The following is a 15,278-nucleotide window of genomic DNA, read 5'->3' on the forward strand; positions in this document are numbered from 1 at the left end:
TCGAGAAAGATTCGATGTTCTGTCAAGGGTTTATCAAGAGTGGATATTTTCATTACCGGACGGCTGCCAGGGTAACAAAATACGCACCGCAAGGCCGCCCGTTTCCGGTAATGAGGCCTCTATCGTGCCCCCATGTGCCTGACAAATCGCCCGGGCGATAGACAAACCGAGGCCGCTGCCGCCGGAATGCCGCGCGCGGGACTGCTCCTCACGGCTAAAGCGCCTAAACATGTCCGGTAAGAACTGGGGGGATACGCCCGGTCCGTCATCGTGAAATTCAATGGCTTAATGCCCGCTGGCGTAGTGCAGCGCCACCTCAAGATGGCCGCCTTCGCGCCCGTAGCGTAGTGCATTTTCCATAAGGATAGTAAATACCTGCCCCATGCGGAACGCATCGCCTCTGAACGGGCACGTACGCGGGTTACGTAGCGTAATCGTAAAATGATGCGCTTCGGCCTGCGGCATGATCCAGGCCGCCCGCTCCTGAATCAGCTCATCCAGAGAAAAGGCCTGCTCTTCCAGCACCAGATTTCCCGCGTCCGCTAACGAGAGAAGGTGAAGCTCATCGGTCAGGCGATTGAGATGCTGAAGCTGTTTCATCACCATTCCCAGCTGCACCGGGCTGGCATCAAACACACCGTCCAACATGCCCTGCAGACGACCAATGGCGGCCGTCAGGGGCGAGCGCAGCTCGTGCGCCATCGCGACGTGCGAGGCGCGGAGCTCTTTTTCATAGCGGGCGAGTTGCCCCGTCATGGAGTTAAAGTCGTTTGCAAAGCTGACCATTTCCGCTGGCGCATCCTTGACCAGTTCCGCCTGACGGCCAAACTGCCCGTCGGCGACATCTTTGGCGGCATCGCGAAGACGGCTGAACTGCAGCGCCAGCGGTCGGGCGTGTTTTAACCCCATCACCACAATAAACGGGATCATCACCAGCACCAGCAGGGCCACCGTAACCCAGTCCGCAGAGGCGATGGATGGCGTGGAATAACTCAGCCCCCACCAGGTATCCACAATGCTGTGGAAGCGGGCCGGATCGGCCTGTGGGTTCTGGCTGAGCGTCAGAAATTCCTGCCGGACCGCCGCTGGCATTCTGCCCATTATCCAGTAGTTCTGTACCGCATAACGTAGCCACATGCAGGTGGCAATGACGATCACGCTGCCGATGGCCAGTGCCAGGATACGCGCGCAAATCCAGCGCCAGAGAGAGGAGTGTCGGTTTTTTATCATGGTTGTCTGAACCTGTATCCCACGCCGCGAACGTTAATCAACACGCCGGAAATACCCGACGCTTCGAGTTTTTTACGCAGGTTATAAATATGGGTGTCCACCACGCGCTCCAGCGCCTCGCTTTCCGGCAGACAGTGTTCCAGCAGGTACTGACGGGAAAAGGGGCGTGCGGGAGAGCGCAGCAGCGTTGCCAGAAGCGAGAATTCCGTTGGCGTAAGATCGAGCATCACGGGCGCGTCGCCGCCGTTATCCACGCTCGCCACAATGGCGGCCACATCCACCTCCAGCGTTTGCCAGCGAAGGATCTCGTCGTCTGTCTCTTTTTTACTGCTGCGTCGCAGCACCGCCTGTACGCGAGCCACGACTTCTCCCGGATGATAGGGTTTCACAACATAATCATCGGCACCGTACCGCAGGGCACCAATGCGATCGGGGGTGTCGCCCATGGCGGTGACCATGATCACCGGTACATCGCTTTTACGACGCAGTCCGGCCAGCACTTCGGTGCCGTTAAGCCCGGGCAGCATCACGTCCAGCAGGATGAGGTCGGGTTTCCACCGCTGCGCCATATCCAGCCCGGAAAGGCCGTCTCCGGTAATGGTGACATCGTAATTTTCACGACGTAAATAGGCTTCAAGCACGCCAGCCGCATCGGCGTCATCTTCAATAATCAGCACTCTTCTGGACAACATCCGTTCACCTTGACCGTTTCTTAACACTATCCCGACGATTCATTGATTTAGCCAAACCATACTGCGCCAACATTGTGTGGCAGACCCTGAATCAGCAGACGCCCGCGTCTGCGTGGAGAACAGTATGATAGCGATAAAAAAAGGCCTGTATATGACCGTTCCGCTGCTGATGGCCGTTGCCTCAGGTGTGCAGGCGGATGATGACGCCGCTTCCGGCACTTTAACCGTCGGGCTGGGCGGTCACTATGCCCCCCGTTATTCAGGTTCAGACAAGCAGGTGTGGCAGGTGGTTCCTGTGCTGCAGGGGCGCAAGGGTGCTTTCTTTATTGATGCACAAAAAGGAGTGGGATATGACCTGCAAAACGACAGCGGTTGGTACCTGGAACATACGCTGGGTTACGACCTCGGGAGGGCAGAGAAAAATTCTGGCTGGCGTGAGGGCGCAAACAATCTGAAGGGGATGGGGGACATTGATGCCACCCTGAATACCGGCCTGGCCGTCGGCTGGCAGGCTGCGTCCTGGCTGAGCGTTGAGGGTAAGGCGACGCTACCGTTAACGGACAGCCAGGGCGTAAGTTATCAGGCGTCCGTTACGTTGATTCCCCTACAAAACAGCGAGGACACGATCGCCCTTCAGTCTGCGGCTCTGTTTGGCGACAGCCGTTATCTGAATACCTGGTATGGGGTCAGCGAGCAGCAGAGCCGCCGCACCGGCTATCGCCGCTATTCAGCGCCGGGGGGATTTTATGGCGTCGACACCAGCCTGACCTGGAGCCACCAGTTCGATGCTCACTGGGGGACGGTCCTGAGCGCGGATTATACCTGGCCTGGCGACCATGCGAATGAAAGTCCAATAGTGATGCGGCGCAATGAGGGGTCTGCAACCGCCGCTATCACCTGGACATTTTAAAATCGCGGAGCACGAGCGGACGAGAAGATTATTTCTTCTTATCCATCATCGCTTTTAAATCGGCAAACGGGTTAAACGTGGCGACACCCACGTCTTTTTGCGCGTCTTCACCGGCGACCACGGTGGTGCCGTACTGATCCGCTTCGGTGTATTTCGAATGCTCGTGATCGTGACAAAACAGGCACAGCAGCTCCCAGTTGCTGCCATCTTCCGGGTTGTTAGTATGGTCGTGATCGATATGGTGAACCGTCAATTCACGCAGATTGGAATAGACGAACTCCCGCGAGCAGCGTCCGCAGACCCAGGGATAGATTTTTAATGCTTTCTCGCGATAGCCGCTTTCCAGTCGCGCGTAGTTTTTAGGGATCAGAGCCATTGCCGGTTTTACCTGCCATGAAAAAGTGGGGGATATTATATCCATTATGGGGCGGAATGACGAACCCCTCTATTCCGTCAATTTATTTGATGCTTTCCGTTAAATAAACGGCATTTATTCTTACGGGGTAATGCGTAAAGTGGACAGAACGCAACGCATTATCAGGACACAGGGTTATGAAAAAGATCGGGTTTTTATCGTTTGGTCACTGGACGCCTTCGCCGCAGTCCGGCACGCGTTCGGCGGCGGATACGCTGCTGCAGTCCATCGACCTGGCCGTGGCCGCCGAAGAGCTGGGGGCGGACGGCGCCTATTTCCGCGTGCACCACTTCGCCCGTCAGCTGAGTTCGCCGTTCCCTCTGCTGGCGGCAATAGGCGCGAAAACGAAAACCATTGAAATCGGTACGGGCGTGATTGATATGCGCTATGAAAACCCGATGTATATGGCCGAGGATGCGGGCGCGGCAGATCTGATCTCCGGCGGCCGTTTGCAGCTTGGCATCAGCCGCGGCTCCCCGGAGCAGGTCATTGATGGCTGGCGTCATTTCGGCTATGTCCCGCAGGAAGGGGAAAACGAATCGGACATGGCGCGCCGTCATACCGAGGTGCTGCTTGAGGTGCTGCGCGGCGAAGGGTTTGCAAAGCCGAATCCACAGCCGATGTTCCCCAATCCGCCTGGGCTGCTGCGCCTGGAACCGTATTCCGAAGGGTTGCGGGAGCGCATCTGGTGGGGCGCCGGTTCGAATGCGACGGCGGTATGGGCCGCTAAGCTCGGCATGAACCTGCAAAGCTCAACCCTGAAAGACGACGAAACCGGCGAACCGTTCCATATTCAGCAGGCAAAACAGATCCGCGCGTACCGTCAGGCGTGGAAAGAGGCAGGGCATACGCGGCTGCCACGCGTCTCGGTCAGCCGCAGTATTTTTGCCCTGATGGACGACCGCGACCGGATGTACTTCGGCGCCAGCCGCAACGACAGCGATAGCGTTGGGTATCTTGATGAGAAAACGCGCGCGATATTCGGGCGCAGCTATGCCGCGGAGCCTGACAGGCTGATTGAGCAGTTGAAAAAGGACGAGGCGATTGCCGAGGCAGATACGTTATTACTGACCGTGCCGAACCAGCTCGGTGTGGATTATAATGCGCACGTGATTGAGTCCATTCTCAAACATGTCGCACCGGCAATGGGCTGGCGCGATTAAGTATTCCGCCTTCAGCCATGAGATTGTGATGGAAAACCTGGCCCTCTGGTATCGCCGTTTTGGCGAGCCGGAATCTGTTCTGCAACCTGAAGCCGCGCCGCTGGAGACGCTTGCGCCGGGTCACCTGCGCGTGCAAATGCTGTATGCGCCGGTGAACGCGTCCGATCTCATTCCCATTACCGGTGCCTATCGCCACAGAACCCCGCTGCCCGCCGTCGCGGGGTATGAAGGCGTCGGCGTTGTCATTCAGGCGCCCGCGTCGTTTGCGCATCTGCCGGGTAAACGCGTTCTGCCGCTGCGCGGGCCGGGCACGTGGCAGCACTATGTTGATTGCCCGGCAGAGTATGCGATCCCCGTGCCGGACGATATCGATTCACGCCTGGCCGCGCGGGCCTATATCAACCCGCTGGCGGCGCAGATGATGCTGGCCCACTTCCCGCCGCAGGGAAAACGGGTGCTGCTGACGGCCGCCGGTTCGGATTGCGCCATTCTGCTCGGGCAGTGGGCGCATCTGACGGGGGCAGAGGCGGTGTACGGTATTCATCGTTCGCCCGTTCACGCTGAACGGCTGGAGGCGATGGGGATCGTTCCTGTCGCACAGCATGACATGCAGCGGATTCGCTCCGTTGCCGCACGTGCCGACGTCGTTTACGATGCAACCGGCGGGACGCTGGCGGACGCAATCCTGAGCGTGATGCCTGAGCAGGGCGTATTTGTTTGCTACGGGCTGCTCTCCGGGCAGACCTTCCGCCAGCAGCGGCCCCTGCCGCGCGTAGCGTGGTTCCATATTCGTAACTATCTGGATGGGCTCAGCGCAGAGGCGTGGCGCGCTGAGTTTGACCAAATCTGGCCCCGGATGCGCGCCAGTGAGTACAGCCCCGGTACGGTGTACCCCCTGACGGAATGGCAGAGGGCGCTCAGCGCGTATCGTGAAGGGGGAAGGGCAAGCAAGCCCCTCCTGTCGATGGCGGAATGACGGCTATTGATGGCTCATGTCGCTCAGCAGCACGGCGATGCTTTGCCCGCCCGCCGTCTGTTCCAGGCCAATCTTCACGATAATGGTCAGCGGAACGGAGAGCAGCATGCCTACGGGGCCGAGCAGCCAGCCCCAGAAAATCAGGGATAAAAAGACCACTAGTGTGGAAAGCCCCAGCCCGCGTCCCATCATCCGCGGCTCAAGAATATTCCCGAACACCAGGTTAATCGCCAGATAGCCTGCCAGCAGAACCAGCGCGTCATAAAACCCGCTGAACACCAGCACCTGAAGGATAGGGGGGATCGCCGCCAGCACGGAGCCGATGTTGGGAATATAGTTGAGCGCAAACGCCAGTAAACCCCAGACGAACGCAAAGCGGACGTCCAGCGCCACCAGCATCCCCCAGACGACCAACCCGGTGACCAGACTAATGGCGGTTTTCAGCACCAGATAACGTGAAACGCTGTCCAGCGCGCGCTGAATAGCTCCCATTCCTTCAACCGGACGAACCATCATTTGCTGTAACTTTGCGGGCAACTGCGGCACCTCCAGCAGCATGAACACCACCGTTAAAAACAGCAGGAAAATGGAGGTCATGGCATTGGAAAGCTGTGTTAACAGGCTGGTGACAATGGTCATCGCCGCGTTGGGATCGATATATTTAAGAAGATCTTCAACCGAGATTTCTATTCCCGCGCGCTGCAGCCAGGGTTCAAGTTGCAGCAGCGGTATCGCCAGCGAGGAACGGTATTTCGGCAGCGTTCGCGCCAGTTCGTTCAGGGAGTTACCCAGATACGCAACCAGTAATACCATGGCGACAATAATGACGCTAATCAGCAGGGTAATCGCCAGCACGCGCGGGATGCGCAGCCGCGTCATGCGCTGGACCAGCGGGTTAAGGATCACCGCAACAAACAGGGCCAGAATAAAGGGCACGATGATATCGGCGGCAAAACGAACGCCCGTGAGTATAATCACCAGCATGCCCAGCATGATGACAATTTTTAACCCGTTCAGGGTAATAATGGGTTTAGCCATGGTGACTCCGAAATACGCTTTTTATTTATAATAAAGGGTAAACGCCTTGCAATAAACTAACCAAAATCAAACGAGATGGGTAAAGAATTGAAAAGACTTTGAGTAAATTCCTGGCTTATGGTACAAATCTGGTGTGTTCAACTACCGAGGACAATTTTCATCCGCAAAGACGAGAAGCAACAACGCGGATAATTGTAATTTTATGGACAATTTGTTCAGGACGTATTCTTCAAACAACACTGCTGCATTTTCTACCTCCTTCTGCCTGATTGCTGGTGAGCAACACTGGCGCACCGCACTATAGTCACCTCTTCTGCCTGAGCTGGCGCTACGCGCTTAGCTGTCTGATTTAATTTCATATTTTTGGTTTGCTGCATGCGGCGGGCCACGATGGATTATATTCTCAAGCAGGAGATAAACATGTTTTACTGGATCTTATTAGCCCTGGCAATTCTCGCTGAAATTACCGGCACGCTGTCTATGAAATGGGCAAGCATCAGTGAAGGCAATACCGGTTTTATTTTAATGCTGGTAATGATTTCCCTTTCCTATATTTTCCTCTCGTTTGCGGTGAAGAAAATTGCGCTGGGTGTGGCCTATGCGCTGTGGGAAGGGATCGGTATTTTATTGATTACGCTGTTCAGCGTTCTGATATTCGACGAAACATTAACAACAATGAAGGTCGCCGGGTTAACGACGCTGGTTGCGGGTATCGTGCTGATTAAATCAGGTACCCGTAAACCGACAAAACAGCAGAAGGAGCAGAACCATGCAACAGTTTGAATGGGTACATGCGGCCTGGCTGGGGCTCGCCATCGTGCTGGAGATCCTGGCAAACGTTCTGCTGAAGTTCTCTGACGGTTTTCGTCGTAAAGTTTACGGCCTGCTGTCGATTGCCGCGGTGCTGGGGGCGTTCAGCGCCCTGTCTCAGGCGGTGAAAGGGATCGATCTTTCGGTGGCCTATGCGCTGTGGGGCGGTTTTGGGATCGCCGCTACCCTGGCCGCGGGCTGGGTGCTTTTCGGGCAGCGTTTAAATAATAAAGGCTGGATAGGGCTGATCTTGCTGCTGGCGGGCATGATCATGATAAAACTGGCCTGATATGTAGTGATCCTGATTTTCAGGCCTCCGCGCTGGCTTACTCTTTAGCCAGCGCTTCCAGCTTATCGCGAAAACCGGTGACGGAGAGAGCCCGGTTATCGGCTCGCCAGCGGTCTTTCGCCGCCGGAGCGGAGCTTTGGACCCCAATCAACTGCCAGCCATTATCAGTTTTCAGCATCAGCGGTGAACCGCTGTCACCGGGCAACGTATCACACTGGTGGGAGAGCACGCTGGTCTGCGCCCAGCCCGTCACGATACAGTCCGTATGGGTGTAAAGCACATCAAGATGATCGACAGGGTAACCTGACTGCGTTACCTTGCGGTCGGCGGCTTTCAGCGCAGCGGTGAGCGCCGCTTTATCGCCGTCAAATAACGGCAGCGGCGTAATGCCTGAAGGTGGGTAGCGCAAAATAATCAGGCCAAAATCCCACGAGGCCGCCGCGGGCGGCACAATCCAGCCGTCTCCATCCGCTTTCAGACGCTTACCGAGCGACGCATCCACCCGGCCTTCAATGCCGTGGATTTCATAGCGCCAGATCCCTTTTTGCGACACGAATCGTAAGGCAACTGCTTTGTCTGGCTTGCCGTTGGGGGGCGTCAATAAGCAGTGGCCTGCCGTCAGGGCTAATTGCGGGGTGATCAGCGTTGCGGTACACAGGTTACCGCTGGCGGTTTCTAGCTGCCCTATAGCGTCCCAGGGCGCCTGAGTAGGATCGCTGACGCGAGTACGATCGTCATGACCGAAAAAAAGCGTCTTTAGCTCTTTCGCGCTAATGGCATCATCACCGCCATCATCCGCCTGTGAAAATCCAGAAAAAAGACCAAACGTTCCCAGCAACAACACAACAGATTTACGCATATCACACTCTGGTGGGGGTAATTATGATTATTAAAAGTGAACCCTATGAAAATACTATAGACGGGACAGCGCTAAAGTGGGAGTAAAATCAGCGTGCTACAATCAGGAAAGATAAAAATGGCTTGCGATGAGCGCGCATAAAATAAGCAGGATAAGAATCAGCTCAAACCGATAGCGTCGCAGCATACGCCCTCCGGATAAAAAAAAACGGCGCAGAACCTTTTCCGGTTCAGCGCCGGTTTACCAACGTGCCCCGAAGGGCACGGTTAAGCTTGTACGCTTACGCAGCTGGCTGTGCAGCTGGTTTAGCAGCTTCGTGTTTTACTGCTTTTTTGTGATGCTTTTTCGCAGCCTGCGCTTTCTGCTCTACGGCTGGTTTGGCGGCTTTCTTGTGGTGCTTTTTCGCAGCCTGAGCTTTCTGTTCTACAGCTGGTTTAGCGGCTTTTTTGTGGTGCTTTTTCGCAGCCTGCGCTTTTTGTTCTGCAGCCGGTTTAGCGGCTTTGTGGTGTTTCTTGTGATGTACGGTTTTTGCTGGCGCAGCGGTGGTTGTTGCAGCAGGTGCCGCAGCAGCGGGTGCAGCAGTGGTTTCAGCAGCAAACGCAGCAGAAGACAGACCCATAGCAGCGGCAACAACCAGAGCTAATACTTTTTTCATGTTCATACCCTCGAATTTGGTTTTTCATTTAACCCCACTGCGGGGCCGTTGAAATAACTATAACCCTGTAAATTCGGGGTTTCCGTGAGTGATTGGTATCGGCGTGTAACCATATGTACAAGGCCGGGGAAGAACCCCGGCCCTGTCATTACAGGTAGCGTGAGGTGAGGTGTTCGCGGAAGTAGCGGATATTCAGATCTTCCCCCGTCGCCTGGGTGATTAACTGCGACGTGCTGAAGCGGCTGCCGTGCTGCCAGATGTTCTGACGCAGCCAGTCAAACAGCGCCGAAAAATCACCCTCAGCGATGGCGGTCTGCAGGTCAGGAAGCGCGGTCTTTGCTGCATGGAACAGCTGCGCGGCGTACATCGCGCCCAGCGTGTATGACGGGAAGTAACCAAATCCGCCGTCGGTCCAGTGGATATCCTGCATACAGCCGTTTCGGTAGTTCTCTTTGGTGGATAAACCGAGCCACGCCTGCATTTTCTCATCCCACAGGGCCGGAATATCGTCCACCTCGATCTCGCCGTTAATCAGCGCGCGCTCAATCTCATAGCGCAGTACCACGTGTGCCGGGTAGCTCACTTCGTCAGCATCGACGCGGATATAGCCTGGCTTCACGCGCTGGTTCCAGGCGATAAAGTTCTCTTCGCTGAACGCCGCCTGGGTGCCAAAGCGGGCGTGGATCGCAGGGAGAAGGTGTTTGAGGAAGGCTTCACTGCGTCCCAGCTGCATTTCAAAGAACAGGCTCTGGGATTCATGGATCGCGGTTGAGCGGGCGAGGGCAACGGGCTGGCCTGCCCACGCACGTGGAAGGTTTTGTTCGTAGCGCGCGTGCCCGGTTTCGTGGATCACGCCAAACAGCGCGCTGAGCAGTTCATCCTCGTCATAGCGCGTGGTGATGCGTACGTCTTCCGGTACGCCGCCGCAGAACGGGTGCGCGCTCACGTCCAGGCGTCCGCCGTTAAAATCGAAGCCAAGCATCTTCATCGCTTCCAGCCCCAGCTCGCGCTGGGTTGCCGTCGGGAAGGGGCCCTGCGGCGGAACAAATGACCGCTGAGCCTGCTTCTCTACCACGTTCGCCAGCAGGTCCGGCAGCCAGGTTTTCATATCACCAAACAGCACGTCCAGGCGCGCGCTGGTCATATCCGGTTCAAAAATATCCAGCAGCGCGTCGTACGGCGTGCTGCCTTTGGCCTCGGCGCGCAGACGGGCCTCTTCACGGCTGAGTTTCACCACTTCTTTTAAATTGGCGGAAAAACCCTGCCAGTCGTTGGCGGGGCGCTGAGTACGCCAGGCGTGCTCGCACCTGCTGCCCGCCAGCGATTTGGCTTCCACCAGCGATTCCGGCAACAGGGTAGCCTGCTGGTAGTGGCGCGTCATTTCACGCAGGTTGGCTTGTTCGACGTCATTCAGATCTTCCCCTGCTGCGGCCGCTAACAGGTCGCCGACTTTTTTATCGGTCAGGATCTGATGTTGCAGGACGCTCATCTCCGCCAGCGCTTCACCGCGCGCGGCGCTGCCGCCTGGCGGCATCATGGTGAACATGTCCCAGCTGGCGATGGAGGAGAGGTGGGAGAAGCGGGAGAGACGCTGGAAGGTTTTAGTAAGCGATTGATAGGAATAATTATTTTTCATTCTATATTCTCGTTGTGTTTGAAGGTCGTAACGAGCATACAGATATTCAGATCTGATTAAAACAGATGTTACTTACCCAAATGATGTTAATGCTTACCATATTCAAATATAGGTGACAAATGAATGTAGCTATTTATATTCACCTTATGAATTATTCAAGAGTTAAATATAGCTCTTAGAGTCAAATACAGAATCGCACATAAGAATATTCTTAACCGGCGCGATTTTCATAGCGTCAAAATCAATTAACAGGCAACTCATATAATGAATAAATTTATTTTCTGCGCGATTTCAGCAGCTTTGTTAGCCGGCTGCGCGATGCAACCCATCCCTTCCCAGTACAGGAATGCCACAATTACACTTGTTGGGCAAAGTAAGGCAGAAGCGATGACTGATTTAGGGATACCAACACGAACAATGCCCGTCAATGGTAGCCAGACAATGTATCAATGGGACAGCAATCAAGGTACAACTTCTGCTGGTTCGTTTAGCACAGACACCAATGGTGTGGCGGTCGGTAATTCCACTTATCAGGGATATGGTAATGGTTTCTCCGGGGGGGCGGTTGGAACATCTGAGAACACTGGAAATTATGGTAGTGCTACTGCTACTCATATTTGTGCATTGTCATTATTAATAGATAATAAAACGGATAAAGTGCTTTCAGGTACATTTAATGGAACTGTTGATGATGCTTGCATGAGCCATTTCAGCAATGTTATTACATTAGACCCTAATGCAGTTAATGCTAATAAAGCAGCAATAATGCATAACCAACATGTGAAAGAGGCTAAAGCAGTGGTTGGTGTATTGGCTATAGTAGGCGCAGGTGTTGCAGCCTACAATAATCGCTGAGCTAATTCACGCAAAACGAAGGCCGTATATTTCGGCCTTTCGTAATATGCCATAACGGTTGTTCAATAAAATGTTAATGCAAACGCTGATGCAGACTTCCCCCCACCAGCAGCGCCGCGCACAGCATCAGCGCGATAAACCCGCCCACGCCGTTCCAGCCGTAGTGATGCCAGAACACGCCACCGAGCGTCCCGGCGATGCTGGAACCCAGGTAATAGCTAAACAGATACAGCGACGATGCCTGTCCTTTGGCGCGACGCGCGCGAGGGCCAATCCAGCTGCTAGCGACGGAGTGAGCGGCGAAGAACCCTGCTGAGAAGAGCAGCATCCCGGCAAAGATGAGCCACAGGGAAGAGAAGAGCGTCAGCAGCAGGCCGAGCAGCATCACCCCTGTAAACACCAGCATCACCGGCCCGCGACCAAAGCGCGCCGTCATTGCCCCGGCTTTCGGCGAGCTCCACGTGCCGGTGAGATAGGCCACGGAAAGCAAACCCACAACGGCCTGATTCAGATGCCAGGGCGAGAGCATCAGCCGGTAGCCAATATAGTTAAACAGCGTGACGAATGAACCCATCAGCAGGAATCCCATCAGAAACAGTCGTGGCAACCCTTTGTCGCGCCAGTGCAGACGGAAGTTGATAAACAGCGTTTTCGGGCGCAGAGAGGTCGGGCGAAAATGACGCGATTCCGGCAGGATTTTCCAGAACATCAGCGCAGATGCCAACGCGAAACATCCGATCACCGCCAGCGCGATGCGCCAGCTGAAGAAGTCAGTAAATATCCCGCTCAGCAGACGCCCGCTCATGCCGCCAATTGAGTTCCCGCTGATGTACAGCCCCATCGAAAAGGCAACGAAGCTCGGGTGGATCTCCTCGCTGAGATAGGTCATCCCGACCGCCGCCACGCCGCTGAGCGATAGCCCAATCAGCGCGCGCATCACCAGAATGCCGTGCCAGCTGGTCATCATCGTAGAGAGCAATGTACAGACCGAGGCCAGCATCAGGGCGGTAACCATCACCTGTTTACGGCCAATAGCGTCGGAGAGCGGGCCGGTAAAGAGCAGACCAATCGCCAGCATCGCGGTTGAAATAGAAAGGGAAATACTGCTGCTGGCGGGCGATACGCCAAACTCATGCGAAAGAACGGGCAGGATCGGCTGAACGCAGTAGAGCAGGGCAAACGTTGCCAGACCGGCCGAAAAAAGCGCCAGCGTGACGCGCATAAATTGGGGGGTACCGCGTTTGATGTACTGAACCGGCTGCGATGCTACAGGCAAATCATTAATATCTCTGGCCGGATCGATATCAATGGTAGTTGTACGACTCACACAATTTCCTTGCTTAAACATCCCCGTGATTTCTGGTGACGGGTATGACCACCTGTTCAGGGTAGGAAAATGTTAATATTCTGTCTAATATATTAATAATCTCAAATGATACTTTAAAAATATGAATATCGAGCTGCGTCATCTTCGCTACTTTGTAGCCGTCGCTGAGGAACTTCATTTTGGCCGCGCGGCGGCAAGGCTGAATATCTCTCAGCCGCCGCTCAGCCAGCAGATTCAGATCCTTGAACAGCAGGTGGGGTCGCGTCTTCTGGCCCGCACTAACCGCAGCGTGAGCCTGACGGCAGCGGGAAAACAGTTTCTGGCCGACAGCCGCCAAATCCTGAGCATGGTCGACGACGCCGCCGCGCGGGCGGAACGGCTCTATCTCGGGGAAGCCGGAGAGCTGCGGATCGGGTTTACTTCGTCCGCGCCGTTTATCAGCGCCGTATCGCAGACGCTTTCGTCATTCCGCCGTCATTTTCCGGATGTGCATATTCAGACGCGCGAAATTAATACCCGCGAGCAGATTGCGCCGCTGAATGAGGGGGCGCTCGATCTGGGATTGATGCGTAATACCCAGCTGCCGGACACGCTGGCGTGGGAGGTGATCCTGCGTGAACCGCTGATGGCGATGATCCCGCAGGATCACCCGCTGGCAACGCGTCCGACAGTTTCGCTGGCAGAACTGGCAAAAGAGCCGTTTGTCTTTTTTGACCCGCAGGTCGGAACGGGACTGTATGACGATATTCTGGGGCTGATGCGCCGCTACGATCTTGCCCCGGTCATCACCCAGGAGGTGGGAGAAGCGATGACCATTATCGGTCTGGTTGCCGCCGGGCTGGGCGTGTCGATACTCCCGGCCTCCTTTAAGCGGGTACAATTGCGTGAAATGCGCTGGGTTACCATCACCGAAGAGGATGCCGTTTCGGAGATGTGGCTGGTGTGGTCAAAACATCGTGAACAGAGTCATGCTGCGCAGCGCTTCAAACAGCAGTTAATTCGCGCCTCAGTCGTCTGATATTTTGCATGAAAAACGGGTAAAATTGTGCGGTAAATCACATGGCTAAGTAAATATTTGACGGCAACCATGGAAGTGCTTCACCATAGCCAAAAGTTTATTTCGAAGCTCGAAAATAAGGGAGTACGAGGTGGTTGCTGATAGTCAGCCAGGGCATATCGATCAGATTAAGCAGACCAACGCTGGCGCGGTGTATCGCCTGATTGATCAGCTTGGTCCGGTTTCGCGTATCGATCTTTCGCGCCTGGCACAACTGGCACCTGCCAGTATCACCAAGATTGTCCGCGAAATGCTGGAAGCGCACCTGGTCCAGGAGACGGAAATTCAGGAGCCGGGCAGCCGTGGCCGTCCGGCGGTCGGGCTGGTGGTTGAGACGGAAGCCTGGCACTACCTGTCACTGCGCATCAGCCGCGGGGAGATCTTCCTGGCACTGCGCGATCTCAGCAGCAAGCTGGTGGTGGAAGACCAGCTCGAACTGCCGCTCAACGCCGAGGAACCGCTGCTCGATGCGATTGTCTCCCATATCGATCGCTTTTTTATCCGCCATCAGCAACGGCTTGAACGCCTAACGGCGATTGCCATCACCATGCCCGGCATTATTGATACCGAAAATGGTATTGTTCACCGCATGCCGTTTTACGACGATGTTAAAGAGATGCCCCTGGGCGAAGTGCTGGAAAACCATACCGGCGTGCCGGTCTATATTCAGCACGACATCAGCGCCTGGACGATGGCGGAAGCGCTGTTCGGCGCGTCGCGCGGTGCGCGGGATGTCATTCAGGTGGTCATCGATCATAACGTCGGCGCGGGGGTGATTACCGATGGACGTCTTCTCCACGCCGGAAGCAGTAGCCTGGTTGAAATCGGCCATACCCAGGTCGATCCGTACGGTAAGCGCTGCTACTGCGGGAACCATGGCTGTCTGGAGACCATTGCCAGCGTGGAAAGCGTGCTGGAGCTGGCGCAGGTGAGGCTCAGCCAGTCCATGAGCTCCTCGCTGCACGGCCAACCCCTGACGGTGGATTCACTCTGCGCCGCCGCGCGCCAGGGGGACTTGCTGGCGAAGGACATTATTACCGGCGTAGGGAATAACGTGGGCCGCATTCTGGCGATTATGGTGAATCTGTTCAATCCCCAGAAAATCCTGATTGGCTCACCGCTGAGCCAGGCGGCGGAGATCCTTTTCCCGGCGATTACGGCCTGTATTCAGCAGCAGTCGCTACCCGCCTACAGCAGGAATATTGCCGTGGAAAGTACTCAGTTTTCCAATCAGGGCACAATGGCAGGTGCGGCGCTGGTCAAAGATGCCATGTACAACGGCTCGCTGCTTATCCGCCTGTTACAGGGTTAACTCTTTTCCGCAGATGTAAGAAAAATTGCGCTATCTCAAGCCGGGTAGCGCACG

General features: G+C 55.4%; 16 protein-coding genes and 1 pseudogene. 9 read left to right on the plus strand and 8 right to left on the minus strand.

Features of this window, described 5'->3' with window-relative positions:
* Positions 1–33: 33 nt before the first annotated feature.
* Together MX657_RS10575 and MX657_RS10580 are read right to left on the minus strand one after the other, a co-directional pair.
* A pseudogene (locus MX657_RS10575) lies at positions 34–1,230 on the minus strand (sensor histidine kinase).
* Positions 1,227–1,922 carry a response regulator gene (locus MX657_RS10580; protein ID WP_080327267.1) on the minus strand — a complete coding sequence of 232 codons (696 nt, stop codon included), beginning with the start codon at positions 1,920–1,922 and terminating at the stop codon, positions 1,227–1,229. The pseudogene MX657_RS10575 and the gene MX657_RS10580 overlap by 4 nt, the downstream one beginning before the upstream one ends.
* A 124-nt stretch (positions 1,923–2,046) precedes the next feature.
* On the opposite strand from MX657_RS10580, the gene MX657_RS10585 reads away from it, so the two are divergent.
* Positions 2,047–2,832: a MipA/OmpV family protein gene (locus tag MX657_RS10585; RefSeq protein ID WP_080327266.1), complete on the plus strand. Its 786-nt coding sequence runs from the start codon at positions 2,047–2,049 to the stop codon at positions 2,830–2,832.
* A gap of 28 nt (positions 2,833–2,860) precedes the next feature.
* Here the strand turns inward: MX657_RS10585 and yajD are convergent, their stop codons facing one another.
* The gene (yajD, locus tag MX657_RS10590) at positions 2,861–3,208 is read right to left on the minus strand and encodes an HNH nuclease YajD (protein ID WP_003857471.1); all 348 of its coding nucleotides are present in this window, start codon (positions 3,206–3,208) and stop codon (positions 2,861–2,863) included.
* Between the two features lie 176 nt (positions 3,209–3,384).
* Between yajD and MX657_RS10595 the strand changes: the two genes are divergently transcribed.
* Positions 3,385–4,410: an LLM class flavin-dependent oxidoreductase gene (locus MX657_RS10595; RefSeq protein WP_217479658.1), complete on the plus strand. Its 1,026-nt coding sequence runs from the start codon at positions 3,385–3,387 to the stop codon at positions 4,408–4,410.
* Between the two features lie 28 nt (positions 4,411–4,438).
* Positions 4,439–5,386: a zinc-dependent alcohol dehydrogenase family protein gene (locus MX657_RS10600; RefSeq protein ID WP_346808545.1), complete on the plus strand. Its 948-nt coding sequence runs from the start codon at positions 4,439–4,441 to the stop codon at positions 5,384–5,386.
* 3 nt (positions 5,387–5,389) lie between these two features.
* Here MX657_RS10600 and MX657_RS10605 read toward each other — a convergent pair whose 3' ends face one another.
* A complete protein-coding gene (locus MX657_RS10605; RefSeq protein ID WP_080327264.1) occupies positions 5,390–6,424 on the minus strand; it encodes an AI-2E family transporter in 1,035 nt (344 codons plus the stop codon).
* A 133-nt stretch (positions 6,425–6,557) separates the two neighbouring features.
* Between MX657_RS10605 and MX657_RS23690 the strand changes: the two genes are divergently transcribed.
* The 3 genes from MX657_RS23690 to mdtI all read left to right on the plus strand — a co-directional run bounded on the left by MX657_RS23690 (position 6,558) and on the right by mdtI (position 7,523).
* On the plus strand, positions 6,558–6,728 hold the full coding sequence (locus MX657_RS23690; protein WP_429844846.1) for a hypothetical protein: 171 nt from the start codon (positions 6,558–6,560) through the stop codon (positions 6,726–6,728).
* Between the two features lie 116 nt (positions 6,729–6,844).
* Positions 6,845–7,207: a multidrug/spermidine efflux SMR transporter subunit MdtJ gene (gene mdtJ / locus MX657_RS10610; RefSeq protein ID WP_080328146.1), complete on the plus strand. Its 363-nt coding sequence runs from the start codon at positions 6,845–6,847 to the stop codon at positions 7,205–7,207.
* Positions 7,194–7,523 carry a multidrug/spermidine efflux SMR transporter subunit MdtI gene (gene mdtI, locus MX657_RS10615; RefSeq protein ID WP_025758607.1) on the plus strand — a complete coding sequence of 110 codons (330 nt, stop codon included), beginning with the start codon at positions 7,194–7,196 and terminating at the stop codon, positions 7,521–7,523. Before mdtJ ends, mdtI begins: the two co-directional genes overlap by 14 nt.
* Before the next feature lie 37 nt (positions 7,524–7,560).
* Here the strand turns inward: mdtI and MX657_RS10620 are convergent, their stop codons facing one another.
* From MX657_RS10620 to MX657_RS10630, 3 genes are all read right to left on the minus strand, one after another.
* The gene (locus MX657_RS10620; protein WP_333015970.1) at positions 7,561–8,382 is read right to left on the minus strand and encodes a trypsin-like serine peptidase; all 822 of its coding nucleotides are present in this window, start codon (positions 8,380–8,382) and stop codon (positions 7,561–7,563) included.
* Between the two features lie 280 nt (positions 8,383–8,662).
* The gene (asr, locus tag MX657_RS10625; RefSeq protein ID WP_032642591.1) at positions 8,663–9,037 is read right to left on the minus strand and encodes an acid resistance repetitive basic protein Asr; all 375 of its coding nucleotides are present in this window, start codon (positions 9,035–9,037) and stop codon (positions 8,663–8,665) included.
* A 148-nt stretch (positions 9,038–9,185) separates the two neighbouring features.
* The gene (locus MX657_RS10630; RefSeq protein ID WP_346808405.1) at positions 9,186–10,673 is read right to left on the minus strand and encodes a carboxypeptidase M32; all 1,488 of its coding nucleotides are present in this window, start codon (positions 10,671–10,673) and stop codon (positions 9,186–9,188) included.
* A gap of 264 nt (positions 10,674–10,937) precedes the next feature.
* On the opposite strand from MX657_RS10630, the gene MX657_RS10635 reads away from it, so the two are divergent.
* Positions 10,938–11,528 (plus strand): hypothetical protein, encoded by a 591-nt coding sequence (locus MX657_RS10635; RefSeq protein WP_346808407.1) that lies wholly within the window; start codon positions 10,938–10,940, stop codon positions 11,526–11,528.
* Between the two features lie 73 nt (positions 11,529–11,601).
* Here MX657_RS10635 and MX657_RS10640 read toward each other — a convergent pair whose 3' ends face one another.
* On the minus strand, positions 11,602–12,855 hold the full coding sequence (locus MX657_RS10640; protein WP_346808409.1) for an MFS transporter: 1,254 nt from the start codon (positions 12,853–12,855) through the stop codon (positions 11,602–11,604).
* Positions 12,856–12,976: 121 nt separating this feature from the next.
* On the opposite strand from MX657_RS10640, the gene MX657_RS10645 reads away from it, so the two are divergent.
* Both MX657_RS10645 and mlc read left to right on the plus strand, forming a co-directional pair.
* Positions 12,977–13,873, plus strand: a complete 897-nt coding sequence (locus tag MX657_RS10645) for a LysR family transcriptional regulator (protein ID WP_346808411.1) — start codon at positions 12,977–12,979, stop codon at positions 13,871–13,873.
* A gap of 130 nt (positions 13,874–14,003) precedes the next feature.
* On the plus strand, positions 14,004–15,224 hold the full coding sequence (gene mlc, locus MX657_RS10650; protein WP_119914688.1) for a sugar metabolism global transcriptional regulator Mlc: 1,221 nt from the start codon (positions 14,004–14,006) through the stop codon (positions 15,222–15,224).
* Positions 15,225–15,278: the final 54 nt, after the last annotated feature.

This window comes from Enterobacter chuandaensis (assembly GCF_039718975.1).
Lineage (GTDB): Bacteria > Pseudomonadota > Gammaproteobacteria > Enterobacterales > Enterobacteriaceae > Enterobacter > Enterobacter chuandaensis.